This is a genomic window from Chryseobacterium sp. S90, from assembly GCF_047444895.1.
GTDB lineage: Bacteria > Bacteroidota > Bacteroidia > Flavobacteriales > Weeksellaceae > Chryseobacterium.
In genome coordinates, this window is record NZ_JBLGCX010000001.1 from 720,227 (window position 1) to 738,467 (window position 18,241).

At 35.4% G+C, this 18,241-nt stretch carries 18 protein-coding genes; 7 read left to right on the plus strand and 11 right to left on the minus strand.

Annotated features, from left to right (window positions below; all coding sequences use genetic code 11):
- Positions 1–12: 12 nt before the first annotated feature.
- From ACLMCG_RS03330 to ACLMCG_RS03370, 9 genes are all read right to left on the minus strand, one after another.
- Positions 13–1,188 (minus strand): hypothetical protein, encoded by a 1,176-nt coding sequence (locus ACLMCG_RS03330; RefSeq protein ID WP_413958795.1) that lies wholly within the window; start codon positions 1,186–1,188, stop codon positions 13–15.
- A gap of 90 nt (positions 1,189–1,278) precedes the next feature.
- Positions 1,279–2,211 (minus strand): phytanoyl-CoA dioxygenase family protein, encoded by a 933-nt coding sequence (locus tag ACLMCG_RS03335; RefSeq protein ID WP_413958796.1) that lies wholly within the window; start codon positions 2,209–2,211, stop codon positions 1,279–1,281.
- A 73-nt stretch (positions 2,212–2,284) separates the two neighbouring features.
- On the minus strand, positions 2,285–3,199 hold the full coding sequence (locus ACLMCG_RS03340; RefSeq protein WP_413958797.1) for a hypothetical protein: 915 nt from the start codon (positions 3,197–3,199) through the stop codon (positions 2,285–2,287).
- Complete coding sequence (gene radC / locus ACLMCG_RS03345; protein ID WP_223598871.1) at positions 3,196–3,873, minus strand: RadC family protein; 678 nt, start codon at positions 3,871–3,873, stop codon at positions 3,196–3,198. Before radC ends, ACLMCG_RS03340 begins: the two co-directional genes overlap by 4 nt.
- A gap of 17 nt (positions 3,874–3,890) precedes the next feature.
- The gene (locus ACLMCG_RS03350) at positions 3,891–4,466 is read right to left on the minus strand and encodes a murein L,D-transpeptidase catalytic domain-containing protein (protein WP_413958798.1); all 576 of its coding nucleotides are present in this window, start codon (positions 4,464–4,466) and stop codon (positions 3,891–3,893) included.
- 19 nt (positions 4,467–4,485) lie between these two features.
- On the minus strand, positions 4,486–5,154 hold the full coding sequence (locus ACLMCG_RS03355) for an ABC transporter ATP-binding protein (protein WP_149831785.1): 669 nt from the start codon (positions 5,152–5,154) through the stop codon (positions 4,486–4,488).
- Between the two features lie 320 nt (positions 5,155–5,474).
- On the minus strand, positions 5,475–7,070 hold the full coding sequence (locus ACLMCG_RS03360) for a 2-oxo acid dehydrogenase subunit E2 (RefSeq protein ID WP_413958799.1): 1,596 nt from the start codon (positions 7,068–7,070) through the stop codon (positions 5,475–5,477).
- 85 nt (positions 7,071–7,155) lie between these two features.
- Positions 7,156–8,157, minus strand: a complete 1,002-nt coding sequence (pdhA, locus tag ACLMCG_RS03365; RefSeq protein ID WP_223598874.1) for a pyruvate dehydrogenase (acetyl-transferring) E1 component subunit alpha — start codon at positions 8,155–8,157, stop codon at positions 7,156–7,158.
- A gap of 317 nt (positions 8,158–8,474) precedes the next feature.
- Positions 8,475–8,906 (minus strand): NIPSNAP family protein, encoded by a 432-nt coding sequence (locus ACLMCG_RS03370; protein WP_413958800.1) that lies wholly within the window; start codon positions 8,904–8,906, stop codon positions 8,475–8,477.
- A 204-nt stretch (positions 8,907–9,110) separates the two neighbouring features.
- On the opposite strand from ACLMCG_RS03370, the gene ACLMCG_RS03375 reads away from it, so the two are divergent.
- From ACLMCG_RS03375 to ACLMCG_RS03385, 3 genes are read left to right on the plus strand one after another with little or no spacing between them, the layout of a single operon-like run.
- Positions 9,111–9,713: a phosphatase PAP2 family protein gene (locus ACLMCG_RS03375; RefSeq protein WP_223598875.1), complete on the plus strand. Its 603-nt coding sequence runs from the start codon at positions 9,111–9,113 to the stop codon at positions 9,711–9,713.
- A gap of 8 nt (positions 9,714–9,721) precedes the next feature.
- On the plus strand, positions 9,722–10,219 hold the full coding sequence (locus ACLMCG_RS03380) for a BlaI/MecI/CopY family transcriptional regulator (protein ID WP_413958801.1): 498 nt from the start codon (positions 9,722–9,724) through the stop codon (positions 10,217–10,219).
- Between the two features lie 26 nt (positions 10,220–10,245).
- Positions 10,246–12,030: a DUF4153 domain-containing protein gene (locus tag ACLMCG_RS03385; RefSeq protein WP_413958802.1), complete on the plus strand. Its 1,785-nt coding sequence runs from the start codon at positions 10,246–10,248 to the stop codon at positions 12,028–12,030.
- A gap of 59 nt (positions 12,031–12,089) precedes the next feature.
- Here the strand turns inward: ACLMCG_RS03385 and ACLMCG_RS03390 are convergent, their stop codons facing one another.
- Complete coding sequence (locus ACLMCG_RS03390) at positions 12,090–12,848, minus strand: hypothetical protein (protein ID WP_223598878.1); 759 nt, start codon at positions 12,846–12,848, stop codon at positions 12,090–12,092.
- 138 nt (positions 12,849–12,986) lie between these two features.
- The gene (locus tag ACLMCG_RS03395) at positions 12,987–13,352 is read right to left on the minus strand and encodes an RNA recognition motif domain-containing protein (protein WP_047384580.1); all 366 of its coding nucleotides are present in this window, start codon (positions 13,350–13,352) and stop codon (positions 12,987–12,989) included.
- Between the two features lie 365 nt (positions 13,353–13,717).
- Here ACLMCG_RS03395 and ACLMCG_RS03400 point away from each other — a divergent pair, with 365 nt between their 5' ends.
- The 4 genes from ACLMCG_RS03400 to ACLMCG_RS03415 all read left to right on the plus strand — a co-directional run bounded on the left by ACLMCG_RS03400 (position 13,718) and on the right by ACLMCG_RS03415 (position 18,240).
- The gene (locus ACLMCG_RS03400; RefSeq protein WP_413958803.1) at positions 13,718–14,131 is read left to right on the plus strand and encodes a DUF6157 family protein; all 414 of its coding nucleotides are present in this window, start codon (positions 13,718–13,720) and stop codon (positions 14,129–14,131) included.
- Between the two features lie 96 nt (positions 14,132–14,227).
- The gene (locus ACLMCG_RS03405; protein ID WP_047422729.1) at positions 14,228–14,623 is read left to right on the plus strand and encodes an acyl-CoA thioesterase; all 396 of its coding nucleotides are present in this window, start codon (positions 14,228–14,230) and stop codon (positions 14,621–14,623) included.
- Positions 14,620–15,180 (plus strand): helix-turn-helix domain-containing protein, encoded by a 561-nt coding sequence (locus tag ACLMCG_RS03410; protein ID WP_223598880.1) that lies wholly within the window; start codon positions 14,620–14,622, stop codon positions 15,178–15,180. Before ACLMCG_RS03405 ends, ACLMCG_RS03410 begins: the two co-directional genes overlap by 4 nt.
- Positions 15,181–15,378: 198 nt before the next feature.
- Entirely contained in the window at positions 15,379–18,240 is a 2,862-nt protein-coding gene (locus ACLMCG_RS03415) for a heavy metal translocating P-type ATPase (protein WP_413958804.1), read from the plus strand.
- The last annotated feature ends 1 nt before the right edge of the window (position 18,241 follow it).

Below are 18,241 nucleotides of genomic sequence, written 5' to 3' on the forward strand. Positions count from 1 at the left end.
CAAAATTACTAATTATTTTCCGTCTTCTAAAGAGTTTTTAAAGATATCCACTTTAGAATTTTGTATATAAACTAATGCCAATATAATTATAAGGTAAAAGCCCAGCATCATCCTGTTTGCTAAAGACGGGAAAACCAGGAATCTCATCATAACAGTTCCATAAATAATTGCAAAAAATAAGACCTGAGCCTGTTTTTTTTTATTATAAAATGAAAAATTATTTGCCAGAATAATGATTATAAAAATCAACAGAACCGGAAAATAGGACGCGTTGAACTCCAGCATCATTTTACTTTTAATAAAATGAATATAATCTGAAAAGATAAACGGATCGGGCTGTGACACAGGATAAATCTGAACTTTAATAAACTGATTCATAAAAAGTGCAGACCATGAAACCTGGTTAAAAGCCTGTATTAAAAAGAAGGAAAGAAACAGATATCCGTACGATATCAATAATGGAGCTGTTTTGACCTGAAGCCTGTTTCTATAAAGATAAATAAGGCCATACAGGAAAGAATAAAAAATAAAATACTCCGGTCTTGTCAGAATGCACAGCATAGCAAAGATACCTGCAAGAAATAAATTTCTTCTAAATAAAAATACATAGAAGCTCAAAAGCAGCAACAGGCATGATAAAGAATCTGCAGAGACATGTCTGGCTGCCTCCGGAAAAGGTTTGAACAGTGAAATTAAAATCGTAATGATAAAAGCAAGAGGATAATTTTTCAGAATTTTAATCAAAAAACTAAAAATCAGGATAAGAATTAAAGCGTAAGAAATCACTGAAATTAAAGAGTTGGAAGCAGATGCACTAAAACCCAATTTAAAAAATGACCAATTGATGAAGTTATAAAAAGGTTTCACCACAAAAAGCTGTAATTCTTCTTCATAAGCTTTAGGATTTTGTGACAATATTTTATAATAAGTACTTTCGCCTTTCGCCACTTCTTCCACCATTGGATTTACAGGTCCTAATCCGGCAAAATCAGGATTCTTTTCCCGCAACTCATCATATACTTTCTGATGAATTTCCTCAATTTTCATATCGGGATATTCTGTTTTATAAATCAACCCCATATAAGCTTCCATATCTGTATTGTAATAATGGTTGGTATATAGGTAGTATGACATAAGGCATACATAGATTGAAAATATAAAAACAAGAATATTTTCCCTTTTTTTCATACGTTGATATTATAAGTATACAAATGTAAAAAAACTATCATTTAAACTTATATTCTTATGAAAAGCTTTTATAATAAAGGATAATCTGTATTAAAGTTCAAAAAGCGCCGGCCTTTGGGTTACTTCATGATAGCACACACTATTTTCGTCAAAGAAATGATATACAAGACTTTTTCTCGTTCTGTTTTTATCAGTATGAGGCTCTCCTCCATGAAGAATATTGGCATGCCAGATTAATAAATCTCCTTTTTTTGCTTTAAAGATTTCTTTTTTCAATCCCAGTTCTTTTACTTTATCTTCAAGGAATGTTTCATAAGCTCTGTAGCTTTTCTTACCGATTTTCCAGTCTGTACCTTCATTATCGTAATCAGAATTCAGGAAATAAGGCAATTTATGACTCTTGGGAATGTAATGAAGAGCACCATTGGTTTCATCCACATCTTCCAGGGCAATCCAAACTCCCAGCAATCCTCCCAAAGGATAAGTCGTCATGTGGATACTGTCAGAATGGGTTTTCTGCTGGCTTCCGTTGATGAAGTTGATACTTTGGAAAAGTTTAGATTTCCCATCCAGTAAAACAGATAAAAAGTCTAGCAATTCTTTGTCACTTCCGATATTTTTAATGATTTCCGAATGATGAATAGCAAACATCAGTTTTCCTCCGTAAATAAACTTCAGTGTACCATCCTCCATCAGCTTATCAATTTCAGTATTGATTTGATCTGCCGTTTCCGGAGTCAGGTAGTTTCTCAGAATCATGTAACCATTATCATCATACTGAAGAGCACTTTCTTTATTCTCTTCCGTCAGTTTCTTAAAAAAAGGAGTTTCTGTCAGTTTTGCATAATCTACCCCTCTATTTTTAGCGGGAAGATGAGCAAAGTCTTTGCTCGAAATACTTGAAAAATAATTCTTATCAATACCGTATTTCTTATACAGCGGGATATTATGTTTTAACTTATTCTTTTTAAACAAGTTATAAAGCATATATGATAGTTTGTACTGACGAATCTGTTGTAACATAACTGTTTTACTAAGGATTTTATAAAGTTACGGAATATTACTTAATTAGAACCAATCTAAACAATGCTTTTCATCATAAAAATGATTTCCCTCTCATGATGAGATATCCTAATTTTTTAAAAAGGTTCTTTTTAGAATTTTCAATAATTCCATAAGGTCTCAATTCCGGGCGGAAGCCTCTGAAAAACTCTTCAATATTGGGCAATTCACCTCCTTCGAAGTCAAAAATATGAGTTTCTATATTTTCTTTAATGATATGGTCAATCAATACGGATGCTCCCGATAATTTGACATACTCTTTATCATTAAAATTACCTAAAAGTGCCACCATATTGCTGTCTGAATATATTGCAATCACATTAACAATTTTATGCTGATAATAAAAAGCAGTGAAATTCAGGTAATTCAACTTGTGAAGATTTTCAAAAATCCTCATGAATTCATACAGGTCGTTGTCTTTGCTCAGCCCTATCGTATTGGCTTCTATAAAAGTTTTTGCTTTGTCAAAAGAAATGGTTTTGATTTCTGATTCCTTTAAAACATCTTCATCTAAACGGAGCTTTCTTTTTCTTTTGGGAGAATAGTTATTGCGTACTTTCTCGTAAGGTGCAGGATATAATAAAAAGTTCTTCTTGATTCTGATCTTTGTACGAAGCCGGTTTACATCATTAAACGGATAGGCTCTGATCATATAATTCTTTTCCAGATATTCTAAAAAAGCCTCATTAAGGTTTACATCGTCTTTAGCGGAAAAAACACCGAGCTGCTGGCACAGTTTCGGGTTGTGAACAATTTTCATCCCATATTTTTTCACAAAAGGGACGGGCATCACAGCCTCATAATCTTTATAAACCAGAATTTCCCACGGCATTGTCGAAGTTGTATCTAAAAAATCTTTTGTAGCAGAATATTTTCTTTGTTCAGAGTTTTCTAAACATTGAGCATATTTTACAAAATCAATTTCATGGTATTTTAATCTTCTAATCATAGTAATCCGGCGTCCGAGAAACTAAAATAGGTATCCTGCGTGACAATAATATGGTCCAGAAGCTGGATACTTAATGTATTTCCTGCTTCTTTTATTTTTTGTGTAATATTGATATCTTCCCGGCTTGGCTTTAAGCTGCCGGAAGGATGATTGTGGGCAATGATAATGCCTGTTGAGAAATGCTCCAGTGCTGTTTTATACAGAATTCTGACATCTACGATAGACTGACTGATTCCTCCTTGTGTAAGCTGTGAGACATGAATCACTTTATTACTGTTGTTAAGGAAAATAGCCCAGAACTCTTCTGTTCTTAAGTCAGAAAGCTGGTTTTGAAGAATAAGATAAGCATCGTTACTGTTACCTATCACAGTTTTTTCAGGAATTTCCTGCAGTGATCTTCTTTTCCCGATTTCTAAAGCTGAAATGATAGAAATAGCTTTTGTAACTCCAATCCCTTTGAATTTCATCAGATCTTTAACAGAAAGCAAGCTCAGCTGATGCCAGCTATTATCTACAGAGTTTAAGATTTTTCTTGCCAGCTCTATGACATTTTCATCTTTATTTCCACTTCCCATGATAATGGCCAACAGTTCAGAATCAGAAAGTGAGTTTTTGCCTTTCTGCAAAAACTTTTCTCTGGGTCTGTCATCTTCTGCAAGAAATTTTATAGCCATTGAAAAGAGATTATGAATTAATAAAATGCGTACAGGATCACCGGCTTTGTCGATTGATCAACATATTTCGCTGTTTCTTTAAAAGCATTCACCGAAAGCATCGGACATCCCAAGCTTAAACAGGCCGGAGTCTGGGATTCCACATCCGGAATACATCCGTAGGAATGAAGGACAATTGCCCTTTGCATGGCATTGCTGTTGGTAGAATCAAGACCTTTTAAACGGTAAGCTTTACCAAATTTCCCCATATAGCTTTCTCCTATGGCATATTTTCCCAGAGACGATTGATAAGACCCTTCAATATTACTGAATTTTAAAGCAGCTGACTTTGGAATGACAGAACCTGAACCATGAGATACAATGGCCTGTTGCACTATTGTATTATTTTTCAGGTTATAGATGAAGTAACGGTATTTCCCGGAAGGGAGTTTAAAGTTGATAAAAACAGCCAGTTCCTGATTATACTCTTTTCCTTTGATATACTCTTTAATCTCTGAAATCTTTGCCTGAGGCACATTCAGTGAATTCAACTGCTGGGATTCAGCTTTTGAACAGGAAATTAAAATTATAAAAAGAAAAATAAAGTGTTTCATCATCTGGCATTGTATGCTTTTATTCTATGATCATTCCGTCTTTCATGATGAGCTTGCGGTCTGTAATTTCTGCAAGATTAGGGTTATGGGTTACAATTACAAATGTCTGGTTGTATTTATCTCTCAGATCAAAAAATAGCCTGTGAAGATCATCCGCGTTCTTGGAATCCAGGTTTCCTGTAGGCTCATCCGCAAAAATAATTTTGGGTGAATTGATTAAAGCCCTTGCTACAGCTACCCTTTGCGCTTCTCCTCCTGAAAGCTGGTTGGGTTTATGATTCAGCCTTTGTTCTATCTTCAAATCTTCAAACAAAGCATATGCTTTTTCAAGCGCTTCTCTTTCATTAGCTCCGGCTATTTTTGTTGGAAGCAATACATTTTCCAGCGCTGTAAACTCTGGAAGAAGCTGATGAAACTGAAATACAAAACCGATATTCTGATTTCTGAACTTTGAAAGTTGTTTGTCATTCATATTAATAAATGATTCTCCTGCTATCTCAATTTCAGTATCATATTTGTTTGATTGGCTCGGATGATCCAGCGTTCCTAAAATCTGCAGCAATGTAGATTTACCTGCTCCTGATTCTCCTACAATAGAAACAACCTCGCCCATTTTGATGTGAATATCAACTCCTTTCAGTACTTCTAAATTCCCATAAGATTTATGGATATTTCTTGCTTTAATCATGATTCAAAAATAGTAATTTGATTTTGAAATTCCATCAAAAAATACAGTGATAATTTTTAATTCTCAAATTGATATCATGATCAAAATCTTCTAATAATTTCGAAAGACCATTATATTTTAATGGATTTTATAAAATTTGTTCCTGATGATTATGAGAAACGGACATTGATAGTATAAATTCAATCCCGTAGCTTTCGTATTTATTTTACACTTATAAGATTTATGAAACATCACAGATTTTTTTCATACTATGGACATTGCCATTACAAAACGAAAAAACCTCCCAATTTGGGAGGTTTTAATATTTTCAATTCAGAAAATTACAGTAACAATGTTAATGGACTTTCTAAATATGTTCTTAATGTTTGTAGGAATTGAGCACCTGTAGCGCCGTCTACCACTCTGTGGTCACATGCCAATGAAAGTTTCATTGTGTTTCCAACTACGATCTGACCATCTTTTACGATTGGTTTCTCAATAATTGCTCCTACTGAAAGGATAGCAGAGTTTGGCTGGTTGATGATACTTGTAAAGGTTTCGATTCCGAACATTCCTAAGTTTGAAATAGAGAATGTAGATCCTTCCATTTCGTTAGCTTTAAGACCTTTGCTCTTAGCTCTTGAAGCCATATCTTTTACAGATGCAGAAATCTGAGTATATGTCATCTGATCTGTATTTTTCAATACTGGAACTACCAATCCGTCTGGAATAGCTACTGCTACACCAATATTGATATTTCCTCTGTGGATGATCTTATCACCTGCCCAGCTTGAATTCACCTGAGGGTGTTTTCTTAAAGCAATTGCAGTCGCTTTAATAATCATATCATTGAAAGAGATCTTGGTATCAGGTAAAGAATTGATTTCTTTTCTTGCTTCAATTGCTTTATCCATGTTGATCTCAACCATCAGATAGTAATGAGGAGCAGAGAATTTACTTTCAGAAAGACGTTTTGCAATAATATTTCTTACCTGAGAGTTTGGAGTCTCTGTATCTTCACCCTGTACGAAGCTTAATGCAACCGGAGCAGCACTTGCTGTTGGAGCTGAAGCAGCAGGTTTCGCAGCCGGCTGATAATTTTCAATATCTTTTTTAACGATTCTTCCGTTTTCACCAGATCCCTGAACACTGTTGATATCAACCCCTTTATCCTGAGCCATTTTCTTAGCCAAAGGAGAGATTGCTACTCTGTCAGAAGATGAAGAATCCGCAGCAGGAGCCACTTTTTCTTCTGTTTTAACTTCTGCTTTTTGTTCAGCTGGTTTTTCAGTTGATGCAGCTGCAGTTTTCGGAGCTCCTACAGCGGAAACATCTGTTCCTGCAGGGCCAATGATTGCTAACACTGAATCTACTGGAGCAGCACCACCTTCTTCTACACCTTGCTTCAATAATACTCCATTGAATTCAGATTCAAAATCCTGTACCGCTTTATCTGTTTCGATCTCAGCAAGAAGATCTCCTTCTTTTACTGTATCTCCTACATTTTTGTGCCATTTAGCTACTTTACCTTCTGTCATTGTATCAGAAAGTCTTGGCATTGTAATAACTTCTACTCCAGCCGGAATCTCTGTTGCAGCAGGTGCAGCAGTTTCTGCTTTAGGCTGTTCTTCTGATTTTTTTTCTTCAGTTCCTGCAGCGGGAGCAGCAGCTCCACCTGTCAATCCTGAAATATCTTCTCCTTCATTCCCGATAATAGCCAAAACAGAGTCTACAGCAGCAGCACCTCCTTCTTCTACGCCAACGTATAAAAGGGTACCTTCTATTTCAGATTCAAAATCCTGAACGGCTTTGTCAGTTTCAATTTCCGCTAAAATATCTCCTTCTTTTACTTTATCTCCTACTTTTTTATGCCATTTTGCCACTTTACCTTCCGTCATAGTGTCGGATAGGCGGGGCATCGTAATTACTTCTGCCATAATCTATATTGATTTGAGATTCGAGATTTGAGATTTGAGATTTCAGAAATTTCAAACTTCAAATTTCAAATTAATTTTTTATTTTTTAGTTTTCTAATTTGTCAAGGAATGGATAATTTTCCTGAGCATATACATACTCATAGATCTTTTCTGCTTCTGGATATGGAGAATTTTCCATAAATTCAATACACTCCTCAACGAAGTCTCTTGATTTATTATCCATAGTTTCCAATTCAGCTTCCGTAGCCCATCCGTTTTCTAAAATCCTGTGTTTTACAAGCTCGATTGGGTCATCATTTTTATGAATAGCCACTTCTTCTTTAGATCTGTATGGCTCAGCATCAGACATAGAGTGTCCTCTGTAACGGTATGTTCTTGCTTCAATGAATGTAGGTCCGTCTCCTCTTCTTGCTCTTTCAATAGCCTCATAAGCAGCTTCAGCTACTTTTACAGGATCCATTGCATCTACAGCAAGACAAGGCATTTCGTATCCTAATCCTAATTTATAGATATCTTCGTGGTTGGCAGTTCTTTTTACAGAAGTTCCCATCGCATATTGGTTGTTTTCTACCACAAATACTACAGGAAGTTTCCAGTTCATTGCCATGTTAAATGTCTCATGTAAAGAACCTTGTCTTGCAGCTCCGTCTCCAAAGAAACAGATGTTCACTGCTTTTCTGTCGAAATATTTATCTGCAAAAGCAATACCTGCTCCCAAAGGAATTTGTCCTCCAACGATACCATGTCCTCCGTAAAAACGGTGTTCTTTACTGAAAATGTGCATAGATCCACCCATACCTCCGGATGTACCTGTAGCTTTACCGCAAAGTTCAGCCATGATTCTTTTAGGATCTACTCCCATCGCCATTGGATGGATGTGGCATCTGTAAGCAGTAATCATACTATCCTTCGTCAAATCCATCGCGTGCGTGAATCCTGCAGGGATAGCTTCCTGACCGTTATACAAATGTAAAAATCCTCTGATCTTTTGTTTTAGGTAAAGAGAACGGCATTTGTCTTCAAACCTTCTCCACATTGTCATATCTTCATACCACTTCAGGTATACCTCTTTAGAAAATTCTTTCATGTGTTAGCTCTTGCTTTTTTATGATGAAATAGTTGAGCAAAATTATGAAAAAAACTTCGTTTTTATTCTATACATAGATAACTTTTCGTTTTTTCTGTAAAATCTATTTGCAGGCCGAATGGATTATTCTTAATTTTCGACCCTTCGAAAGACTCATAAAGTTACATTTTATCTTATATTTTCTAAACTCGATATATCAGGAATCAGCCTATTCATATGGTTTTTCTGAAACAATACATTATTCGGAGATATCAGAATTCGGTACTTTTTATAATCCTATTTCTTTCCTCTTTAATTATTGTTAATATATCTTTTGGTTATTTCAATAGCTTCTTTTCCGGAGAAAAATCTGTAAGTTTCAGGGTTCTGTCTTCAATTTCATTAACGAAATCACCATATTGTTTTGCTGTTCTGGCTTTAATCTCCTTCCATTCTTTATCTGCCATAAATCCATCCCACGCTGTTTTCATTGTTTCTTCGTTTTTCCACTCAAGCAGGTAAACAAATTCTGTTTTTTCCCTGAATTCCGATTCCCATATCGATACAATAGTAAAACCATATTTCTTCATTATTCTAAGCGCATGATCCCTGAAACGATCCAGAAAGACCTGCCTGTTTTCTTTGGGAATTTCATAAATTCTTAACTGATGTACAGGAGTTGGCAGTGCAGAAGTATTTTCCCGAGAATGCTTTTGTCCAAAGATAAAATAACCTGTAATGATAAAAAGGAATGTGAATAAATGTTTCATGATACATGATATTAAGATTAAAACGGATCAATTAAAGGTATATATTTTCGGCAAAATTTAATATTAATTTAAAATAACTAAAAAAACGCTTTATCACAAACAGCTGATATTGAATTGTTTTCACATAATCCGCCGTATTCCCCTCCTCTCCTTTTCGTTTGTTTTTTGAGGTTATAATGGTATATTTGGTTTTTAAACTTGATTATGGAAGAAAAGCAATCTTCATTACTACACAAAATTTCAAAAGTCATCTCTGATTTTTTCAATCCTCTGGTCTCTCTGATCATTTTCTTTATATATATGAGCATCAGGGAATACACCCTTAAAGATTCTATGATGTACTTCATTCCCATATTAGCAATGATTATTATTCCGGTTGTCATTTGGCTGGTATGGAATGTGAAAACAGGAAGATATACCAATATGGATGTCTCCAACCGGGTTCAAAGAAAAACACTGTACATATTTATTGCTGTATGTGTGATTGCTTATCTTCTTTTCCATTACATCAGAAACGGATCAGTCGATCTTGTCATGCTGTTTATTTTAATTCTTCTTTTTGCCTTACAGATCAGCAATCTTTTCATCAAAAGTTCGATGCATACGGCATTTAATATATTTGTAGCAGCCTTATTTTTTAGTCTCGACTGGAAAATGGGTCTTCTATGGCTGGGAATTGCTGCTTTGGTCGGAATTACCCGTGTTATTTTAAAAAGACATACCGTAAAAGAAGTATTTATGGGAGCTGGAATAGCTTTTATGGTATCTTTTATCTATCTTTATTGCAATATTCAATTTCAACATTAGAATACTCTATGAAAATAAATCATCTTACTGCCGCAGAAGAAAACTTTATGAAGCTGTTTTGGAAAATGGAATCTTTCTATCTGAAGGACGTTATGGAGCAGCATCCGGAACCTAAACCACACCAGAATACGGTTTCCACTTATTTGAAAATACTGGTTGAGAAAGGCTATCTATCCACCGTAAAAGAAGGAAGAATTTTCAAATACACCGTGCTTGTTCCACTGGAAGGATATAAAAAATTTCTATTGAAAGAACTTTCGCATAACTTTTTCAATAACTCAGGGAAGGAAATTCTGGAGCTTTTATTAAGCGAAAAATTAATTTCTCAGGAAGACATGAAAGGTCATTTTGATCTGAAAATCGAAATAAAACCAGCAAAAATTGAAGAACCAAAGTTTGAAATTGCTGAAGAAATCTTAAGTCCTAAAAAAGAGAAGAAAACCAAAGGAAAAGAGAAAGAAAAGGAGAAGGAGAAGGACAAAAAGAAAAAGAAGAAAAAAGATTAATCTTAATCTCAAAAAAACACCAAATCATGAAAACAAAATTCCAGGAAACATTAAGCCGGGCTAATGAAGTCATTTTCCGCTATCCTATAGTTCTGACAGTGGCTTTATTAGCTTCAATCGGAGCCATCTGCATTGCAGAAACAGAGCTTGAAGAAGTTACAGCGTATATTAAATTCACGATTTGTGCCTGCCTCGGAATTTCACTGATGTTTGCTCTGAAAATGGCATCACAGAGAGTCGGAAAAGAATTACTATTACAATTATGTGGTGTTGCTTTTCTCATTGGGTTCTATTGTATCCTGCCCGATAAAAAGAATAATTTCACCGAGGTCTATGCTTATATCATTGCTGTTACGGCTCTTCTCTCTCATTTATTGGTTTCCTTTGTTCCGTTTCTTGAAAAAGACAGAGAACTCAGATTCTGGCAATACAACAAAAATCTTTTTATCAATTTCTTTCTTACTCTTGTATTTACAGGGGTTTTGACCGGCGGAGTTGAATTAGCTATTCTAGCCGTTGATAAACTTTTTGATTTTCATTTCCATCACAGGATTTATACAGATACATTTTTCGTTCTGGCTATTTTTGGGAGTAGTTTTATTTTCCTTTTGTTTAATGACAAAGGTTTGAATAATCTTGAAAAAGATGGGACATACCCTGTTGTTTTAAAGTTTTTCACTCAGTTTATCTTAATCCCGCTGCTTCTTATTTATGTAGCAATTCTTTATTTTTATTCTTTTAAGATCCTGCTCAACTGGCAGCTTCCAAGAGGCTGGGTTTCTTATCTTGTTCTGGCCTACAGCATTGTTGGAATCCTGGCGTTGCTTTTGGTACATCCATTAAAAGAAGAAAACGCAAAATCATGGGTTAAGGTATTTTCAAAAGCATTTTATTATACCATTGTTCCTTTGATCATCCTGCTTTTCACAGCTATTTTCACAAGAATTCTGGAATATGGCTATACAGAACCGAGGTATTTTGTTTTCCTTCTCGCTCTTTGGCTGCTCAGCATTGTTATTTACTTTATTTTTAGCAGAAAGGCAACCATAAAGTTTATTCCGGTCAGCTTATTTTTATTTGGAACTTTTGCTTTAATATTTCCTTATCTCAATGCTTTCAGTATTGCCAAGAGAAGTCAAAAAGCAGCACTGATGAATATTTTAAATCAAAATCAGTTAATCAGTGCCGGTAAAATTAATTTCAATAAAAAAGTTACAGATACAGTCCGTAATGAAATTGCTAATAAATTTGAATTTCTGGCAGAGAGAAAACAAAGTGAGTTTTTATCAGATCTCCTGAATCAGAAAGATCAGGCTGAATTATCAGACAACATTGAAAAAGGTACATTTTATAGCATTAACTATACGATTCAAAATAAATTTTCAGATGTAAATATCACCGTTAAAAATAGGCCTTATGAACTGAACAGAATTGTTCTCGTTCCTGAAAAGCAAATTATAGGAATCGAAAACTATCAATATCTACTTTCTTTCCACCGTTACAGCGGAGATCCGCAAAAACTGAATGAAGATCAGTTTGAACTTATCGATCAGCTGACTGATAAATCTTCGTTGAGATTGAGATTAAATTCTAAAGAAGAAGTAGATTTCGGACCACAGATCATTCAACTGTTTGAAAAAAACAAAAATAAAAACGGCACCGTAAAAGTCCCTGATATAGCAATGGAGTCTGATTTAGGCAAATACCATGTCAAGCTTATTTTCAGTGAAATTACAAAAGAAAAATATTCTGATAATGAACTTGCCAGCATTTATTATGAGAATGTTTACATCCTGATAAGATTAAAATAAAGATCAAAAAAAGACTGCCGCAAGGACAGTCTTTTTTTATTGTATATAAAAAAAACGGTTTATCTATTGGTTCCGGAGCTCCATAGTGGAGAATTTCTTCCGTAGATCACAAGGTTTCCATCATTTTGTACTGTAAGTTTTGTAGCTCCTCTGTTCTCTGTATTTGAACTCCAAACGGCTCTGTTATAAGAATCATACACTACAAGATTTCCGTCACCTTGAAATTCGGCTTTGCTTCCTCTATTATCAGTTGCTGTAGCCCAGATAGCATTCCCGTTTCTATTAGCCAAAACAAGATTACCATCATCCTGAAATACCAGATAATAGCGTCCGTCTGAAGAATACAGTTTTGCATCCTTACGGAATCTGTAACCTGTTGATACATAGTCTTTACTTCCGTAACGGTCACGATTACCCCAGCCATTATTGTTCCTGATGCCACCTTTAGATGCCCACACAGGGTTAGACCCATTATAAATAACAAGATTTCCATCATCCTGAACGGATAATTTGTTAGCTCCTTTACCATCAGTATTTGAACTGAAAGCAACTCCGTTTCCACGTGAATATACTACCAGATTACCATCTTCCTGAAAAATTGCTCTTACACCTCTGTTGGTAGTTTTTGATTCCCATGCAGGTGCACCGGATCTGTTATAAAAAACCAGGTTTCCATCATTCTGAAAGATTAGATAATACTCATTATTATCTGCCCAGTATTTTTTGTCCTGTCTTAATGTCTGTCCTGCATAAATGCTTTGTGCATTGATTAATAATCCGCCAAACACCATCATTAATGCTAATAAATGTTTTTTCATTATAATTACTTTTTGATTGATTAATAATTTTCTAAAATTATGCCAAAACACTTCAATATTTCAATACAAAACTCTAATCAAATGATTTACTGGAAATTAAATTGCATAAAAAAAGCGGCTTAAAGCCGCTTCATATTTTTACCAACGATTTCCGCCGCCTCCGCCACGGTTGTTGTTACCACCACCATAGCCTCCGCCACGGTTGTTGTTACCACCACCATAACCTCCGCCACGGTTGTTGTCGAAGCTTCTTCTTGGTTTTTCTTCTCTAGGCTTAGCCTCAGATACGTTTAGAGCTTTTCCGTTGAATTCTTTTTGATTAAGAGCTTCAATAGCCTGCTGTCCTTCTTCATCACCCATCTCTACGAAACCGAAACCTCTAGAACGACCAGTTTCTCTGTCTGTAACGATTTTAGCTGATGATACATCACCAAATTCTGCGAATAGATCGTGCAACTCATACTCTTTAGTTGCGTAATTGATGTTTGAAACAAAAATGTTCATTTTGAATAAATTAAAAAATTAATAAAAATTTGGTATATAAAAGAAAAACAACATAAATTAATGAACAAATATTGATTCCAAATATAAACGTATGCAAGATACAATTAAAAATTTCAAATCAAAGCTTTTTTTTAATATTTCTCACATTATGTTGAATCTCTAAAACCAAAAACAGTCTAAATACAATAAAATACACTGATTTACAGTCGGTTACATCTGTAAATTCATTATTATAAAATTAGTTAATTTTTTCTAAATAAAAAAGATATTTAACATCTATAACTTTGATAATCCATAAGATAGTATCTGATTTATAGGATTTCCTACTATATGAATTTAATAAAACATCAATTAAAAGCCAGAAAATGAAACAGCACACTACTAATTATGTCAACACCCTGATTGAAGTAGCCGAAGACTGCCCTGTTTCCCGGGCTCAGATTCCCATTGAGAAAAAAGAAAAAACAATTGCCAGTATTCAATACGAGAAACTGATAAAGCATCCTTATCAATATTCATCGGATGATATTATTTTTGAGTGTTATGTCATTAAAAATGATATTTCACAACACGAAAAACAGAAAGAAAGAGAAAAATTCTTTTCCAAAGGCCAGCCATGTCTCCGCTGCTCTCCCCTGGCGAAGAAATATGGATTTGGGTTCCATCATAATTCAGAAGGTAAAGTTGCCATGATTCCCGTAGAAAGTAAAGAATATCAAACATTATTGAATGACTCTTCCATTACAAAAACAAAAGCGATGCGCTCCAAAAGAAAATGATTGAGAAAATGAATCAGTATTTTCAGATCAATAAATATGATTCTTTTGAAAACATCAGCTTTTAACACTAAATTTGTGCTGCAAATTATTAAAGATATGAACTACCATACAAGAAAATGGGTAAAGCCCGAAGACTTAAATCCTAATCACTCACTTTTCGGAGGAAGACTCCTTCAATGGATCGATGAAGAAGCGGCATTATATGCTATTATCCAATTGGAAAATACAAAGGTGGTGACCAAATTTATTTCAGAAATTAATTTTGTAAGTTCTGCCAAGCAGGGTGACATTATAGAAATAGGGATTGAGGCAACTCATTTCGGATCATCTTCTGTTACTTTAAGATGTGATGTAAGAAATAAAATGACTCATCAAACCATTATTACGGTAGAAAAAATCGTAATGGTAAACCTGGATGCAGAAGGCAACCCTTCTCCTCATGGCAAAACCCAGATTGAATTCGTAAAAGACAGGTTAAACAACGGTCTATGAAAATTTTTATAAAAAACATGGTCTGCAACAGGTGCATTGCGGCAGTAGAAAACATCTTCCATAATGCAGGTGTAAAAACAAGTGCCGTTTTATTAGGTGAAGCAGAAACTGAGGCTGATGTTTCTCCTGAAAAAATGCAGGCCATAGAAAAAGAACTGCTTGATACAGGCTTTGAAAGAATCATGGATTCTGCACATCAGGTTGTTGAAAAAATCAAAAACCTGATCATTATAAAGATCAGCGACCTTGATATTGCTGAGGACTTTCTGCTTTCAGAATTTTTAAGTTCAAAACTTCATAAGGACTATAGCTCACTTTCAAAAACATTTTCACAAAACGAAAATATCACCTTAGAACAGTTCTTTATTCTTCAGAAAATTGAAAAGGTAAAAGAACTTCTTCTCTATAATGAATTCAATCTTACTGAAATTGCCGGAAAACTTGGCTATAAAAGTGTCCAGCACCTTTCTTCCCAATTCAGGAATACAACCGGATTTACCCCTACTGAATTCAAAAAACTTAAAGAACACAACCGCAAAGCACTTGATAATCTATAAAGTATGAGTGTTTGTGAGTTTGTGACTGAAGGATTTAAATATTCCTATCTTTCTTACAAATTCTCATACTCTCACACCCTCATACTCTCAAACACTAAACCCTCATCTCATTCTCGCCTAATTTTATAACTATTATCCTTAAATTTATAACAACCTTAGACTTCCATTTTGGAAATTTGTAGTATAAATTTAAGAATCATGGAACAACAGTATAAAATACTCGGAATGACCTGTTCCGGCTGCCAGAAAAAGATTTCAAATCAACTGAACAGTGTTGAGGGTGTTCAAGCCGATGTCAATCTGGAAAACAATACCGCAACAATTACTTCCGATCATGGAGTACAACTTTCAGTTTTAAATGATGCTTTGGCAGAAATAGGAAAATACAGACTTGAAGACCCGAATAACCCTGAGAAAGCCTTTGTAAAACCTCAGGACCGTATATCTCCGTCTTCAGTATACTATTGTCCAATGGAATGTGAAGGGGATAAAGTATATTTCAAACAAGGTGAAAGATGTCCTGTCTGCAAAATGTATCTGGTACCTATTGAAGAGAAATTAGCCAAAGACCCTAATCATAAGCCCACCTTTTCGCCAACCAACCTTCCCATAAACTTTAAAGACAATATCGGAAAACACTATTGTCCAATGTTTTGCGAAGGAGATAAAGTGTATGATGAAAAAGGAGATTGCCCTGTCTGCCATATGCATTTAGAGAAGATCACTGAAGAGCTTGTTCAAAAAGGAAGTTCACACCAGCACCATTCTCATTCCCACGCTCACCATCATGATCACCACAGCCATAATCACCAAGCACCTAAAGTAACTGATGAAATGGCAGGCAGATATTACTGTCCGATGTATTGTGAAGGAGATAAAACCTATGATTCCAACGTTGGATGTCCTGTCTGTGGTATGGACCTGGTAAAGTATCCTGAAAAGAAAACCGCAAAATACACATGTCCTATGCATCCGGAAATCATCCGTGACGAACCGGGAGACTGCCCGATCTGTGGAATGGATCTCGTAAGAATGCCGGACAGCGGTGAGGATGAAGAAGATGAAACATATAATATATTAAAGAGGAAGTTCATTACTTCATTGGCATTTACCATTCCGGTTTTCATTCTGTCAATGGGTGGTATGTTTATCAATTTCCCTTTTTCTCACCAGATTCAAGGGTTTATTGAACTTGCTTTAACTCTTCCGGTGATGTTTTATTCCGGATGGTTCCTATTGAAAAGAGGCTGGGTTTCTTTCAGAACCTGGAATCTCAACATGTTCAGCCTTATTGCGCTGGGTGTTGCTGCCGCATTTATTTTCAGTATTGTAGCTTTAATATTTCCGGATATTATTCCACATGAAATTCGTGGACACAATCATGAAATTCCGTTATATTTTGAAGCAGTCTGTGTGATTTTAACCCTTGTTATTTTAGGTCAGTTAATGGAAGCTGCTGCTCATAAAAAAACAGGTAACGCTATCAAAGAACTGATGAATCTTTCACCGGACGAAGCCAACCTTATGGTAAATGGTGAAGAAAAGAAAGTACTGCTTTCACAGGTGAAAATTGGAGATTTATTAAAAGTAAAACCGGGAGAAAAAATTCCAGTGGACGGAAAGATTACCGAGGGAAATTCTATTGTAGATGAAAGTATGATCACAGGTGAACCTGTTCCTGTTGAAAAGAATGTGGATGATAAAGTGTCTTCGGGAACGATAAATGGTAATCAGGTATTTATAATGAAGGCTGAAAAAGTAGGTGACGAAACCCTGCTTTCACAAATCATTAAGATGGTTAATGAAGCCAGCCGAAGCAAAGCGCCAATCCAGAAGCTTACTGACAAGGTTTCAAAAGTTTTTGTTCCTGTAGTTATTCTTATTGCGATGCTTACTTTTATCCTGTGGCAGTTTTTCGGCCCGGAAGGAAAAAGAACACTATTTGCATTTGTGAATGCCGTTGCTGTCTTAATTGTAGCATGTCCATGTGCCCTGGGACTGGCAACTCCTATGTCCTTAATGGTAGGAATCGGGAAAGGTGCCAAAAACGGAATCCTGATCAAAAATGCTGAAGCTCTTGAACAAATGAATAAAGTAAATGTTCTGATCACAGATAAAACAGGAACTTTAACGGAAGGAAAACCTTCTGTAGAATATATTGAAACAACAACCGGAGATCAGCATCAGATTTTAAAACTGGCCTTTTCTTTGAATCAAAACTCAGAACATCCGCTTTCCAATGCTGTCATAAAAAGAGCAAAAGAAGAAAATATAACTTCTGAAAAAGTGGATCAGTTTGAAAACATTTCAGGAAAAGGAGTAAAAGGAAATATCGACGGTAAAACAGCTTATTTAGGAAACGAAAGTCTGTTGACCTCACATCAGATCACCATTCCGCAAAGTTTAAAGCAAAAAGCTGTGGAAGTACAGTCAAAAGCACATACTATTTCTTATATAGCACAGGATCAGCAGGTGCTAGGTTTCATCAGTTTTACCGATAAGATAAAGGAAAGCTCTAAAAAAGCAGTTAAGCAGCTGATGAGTGAAGGAATTGATGTGATTATGATGACCGGAGATAATGAGCATACAGCCAAAGCCGTAGCTAATGAGTTAGGAATCAAACATTTCAAAGCCAACTGTCTTCCGGAAGATAAACTGAACGAGGTAAAAAAACTGCAACAGCAAGGCAAGATCGTTGCTATGACCGGAGACGGAATCAATGACTCTCCTGCCCTTGCCCAATCTGATGTAGGAATTGCCATGGGAACAGGAACAGATGTAGCTATTGAAAGTGCCGAGATTACTTTGTTAAAAGGAGACATCTTGGGAGTTGCAAAAGCGAAATTATTAAGTGAAAAGCTTCTCAAAAACATTAAAGAAAACCTGTTCTTCGCGTTCATTTATAATGTACTGGGAGTTCCCGTTGCGGCAGGATTATTGTATCCATTCTTTGGAATTCTGTTATCACCGATGATTGCCGCTGCAGCAATGAGCTTCAGTTCCCTGTCTGTGATTCTGAATTCATTGAGATTGAACTCCGTGGATCTGGATATAAAATAAC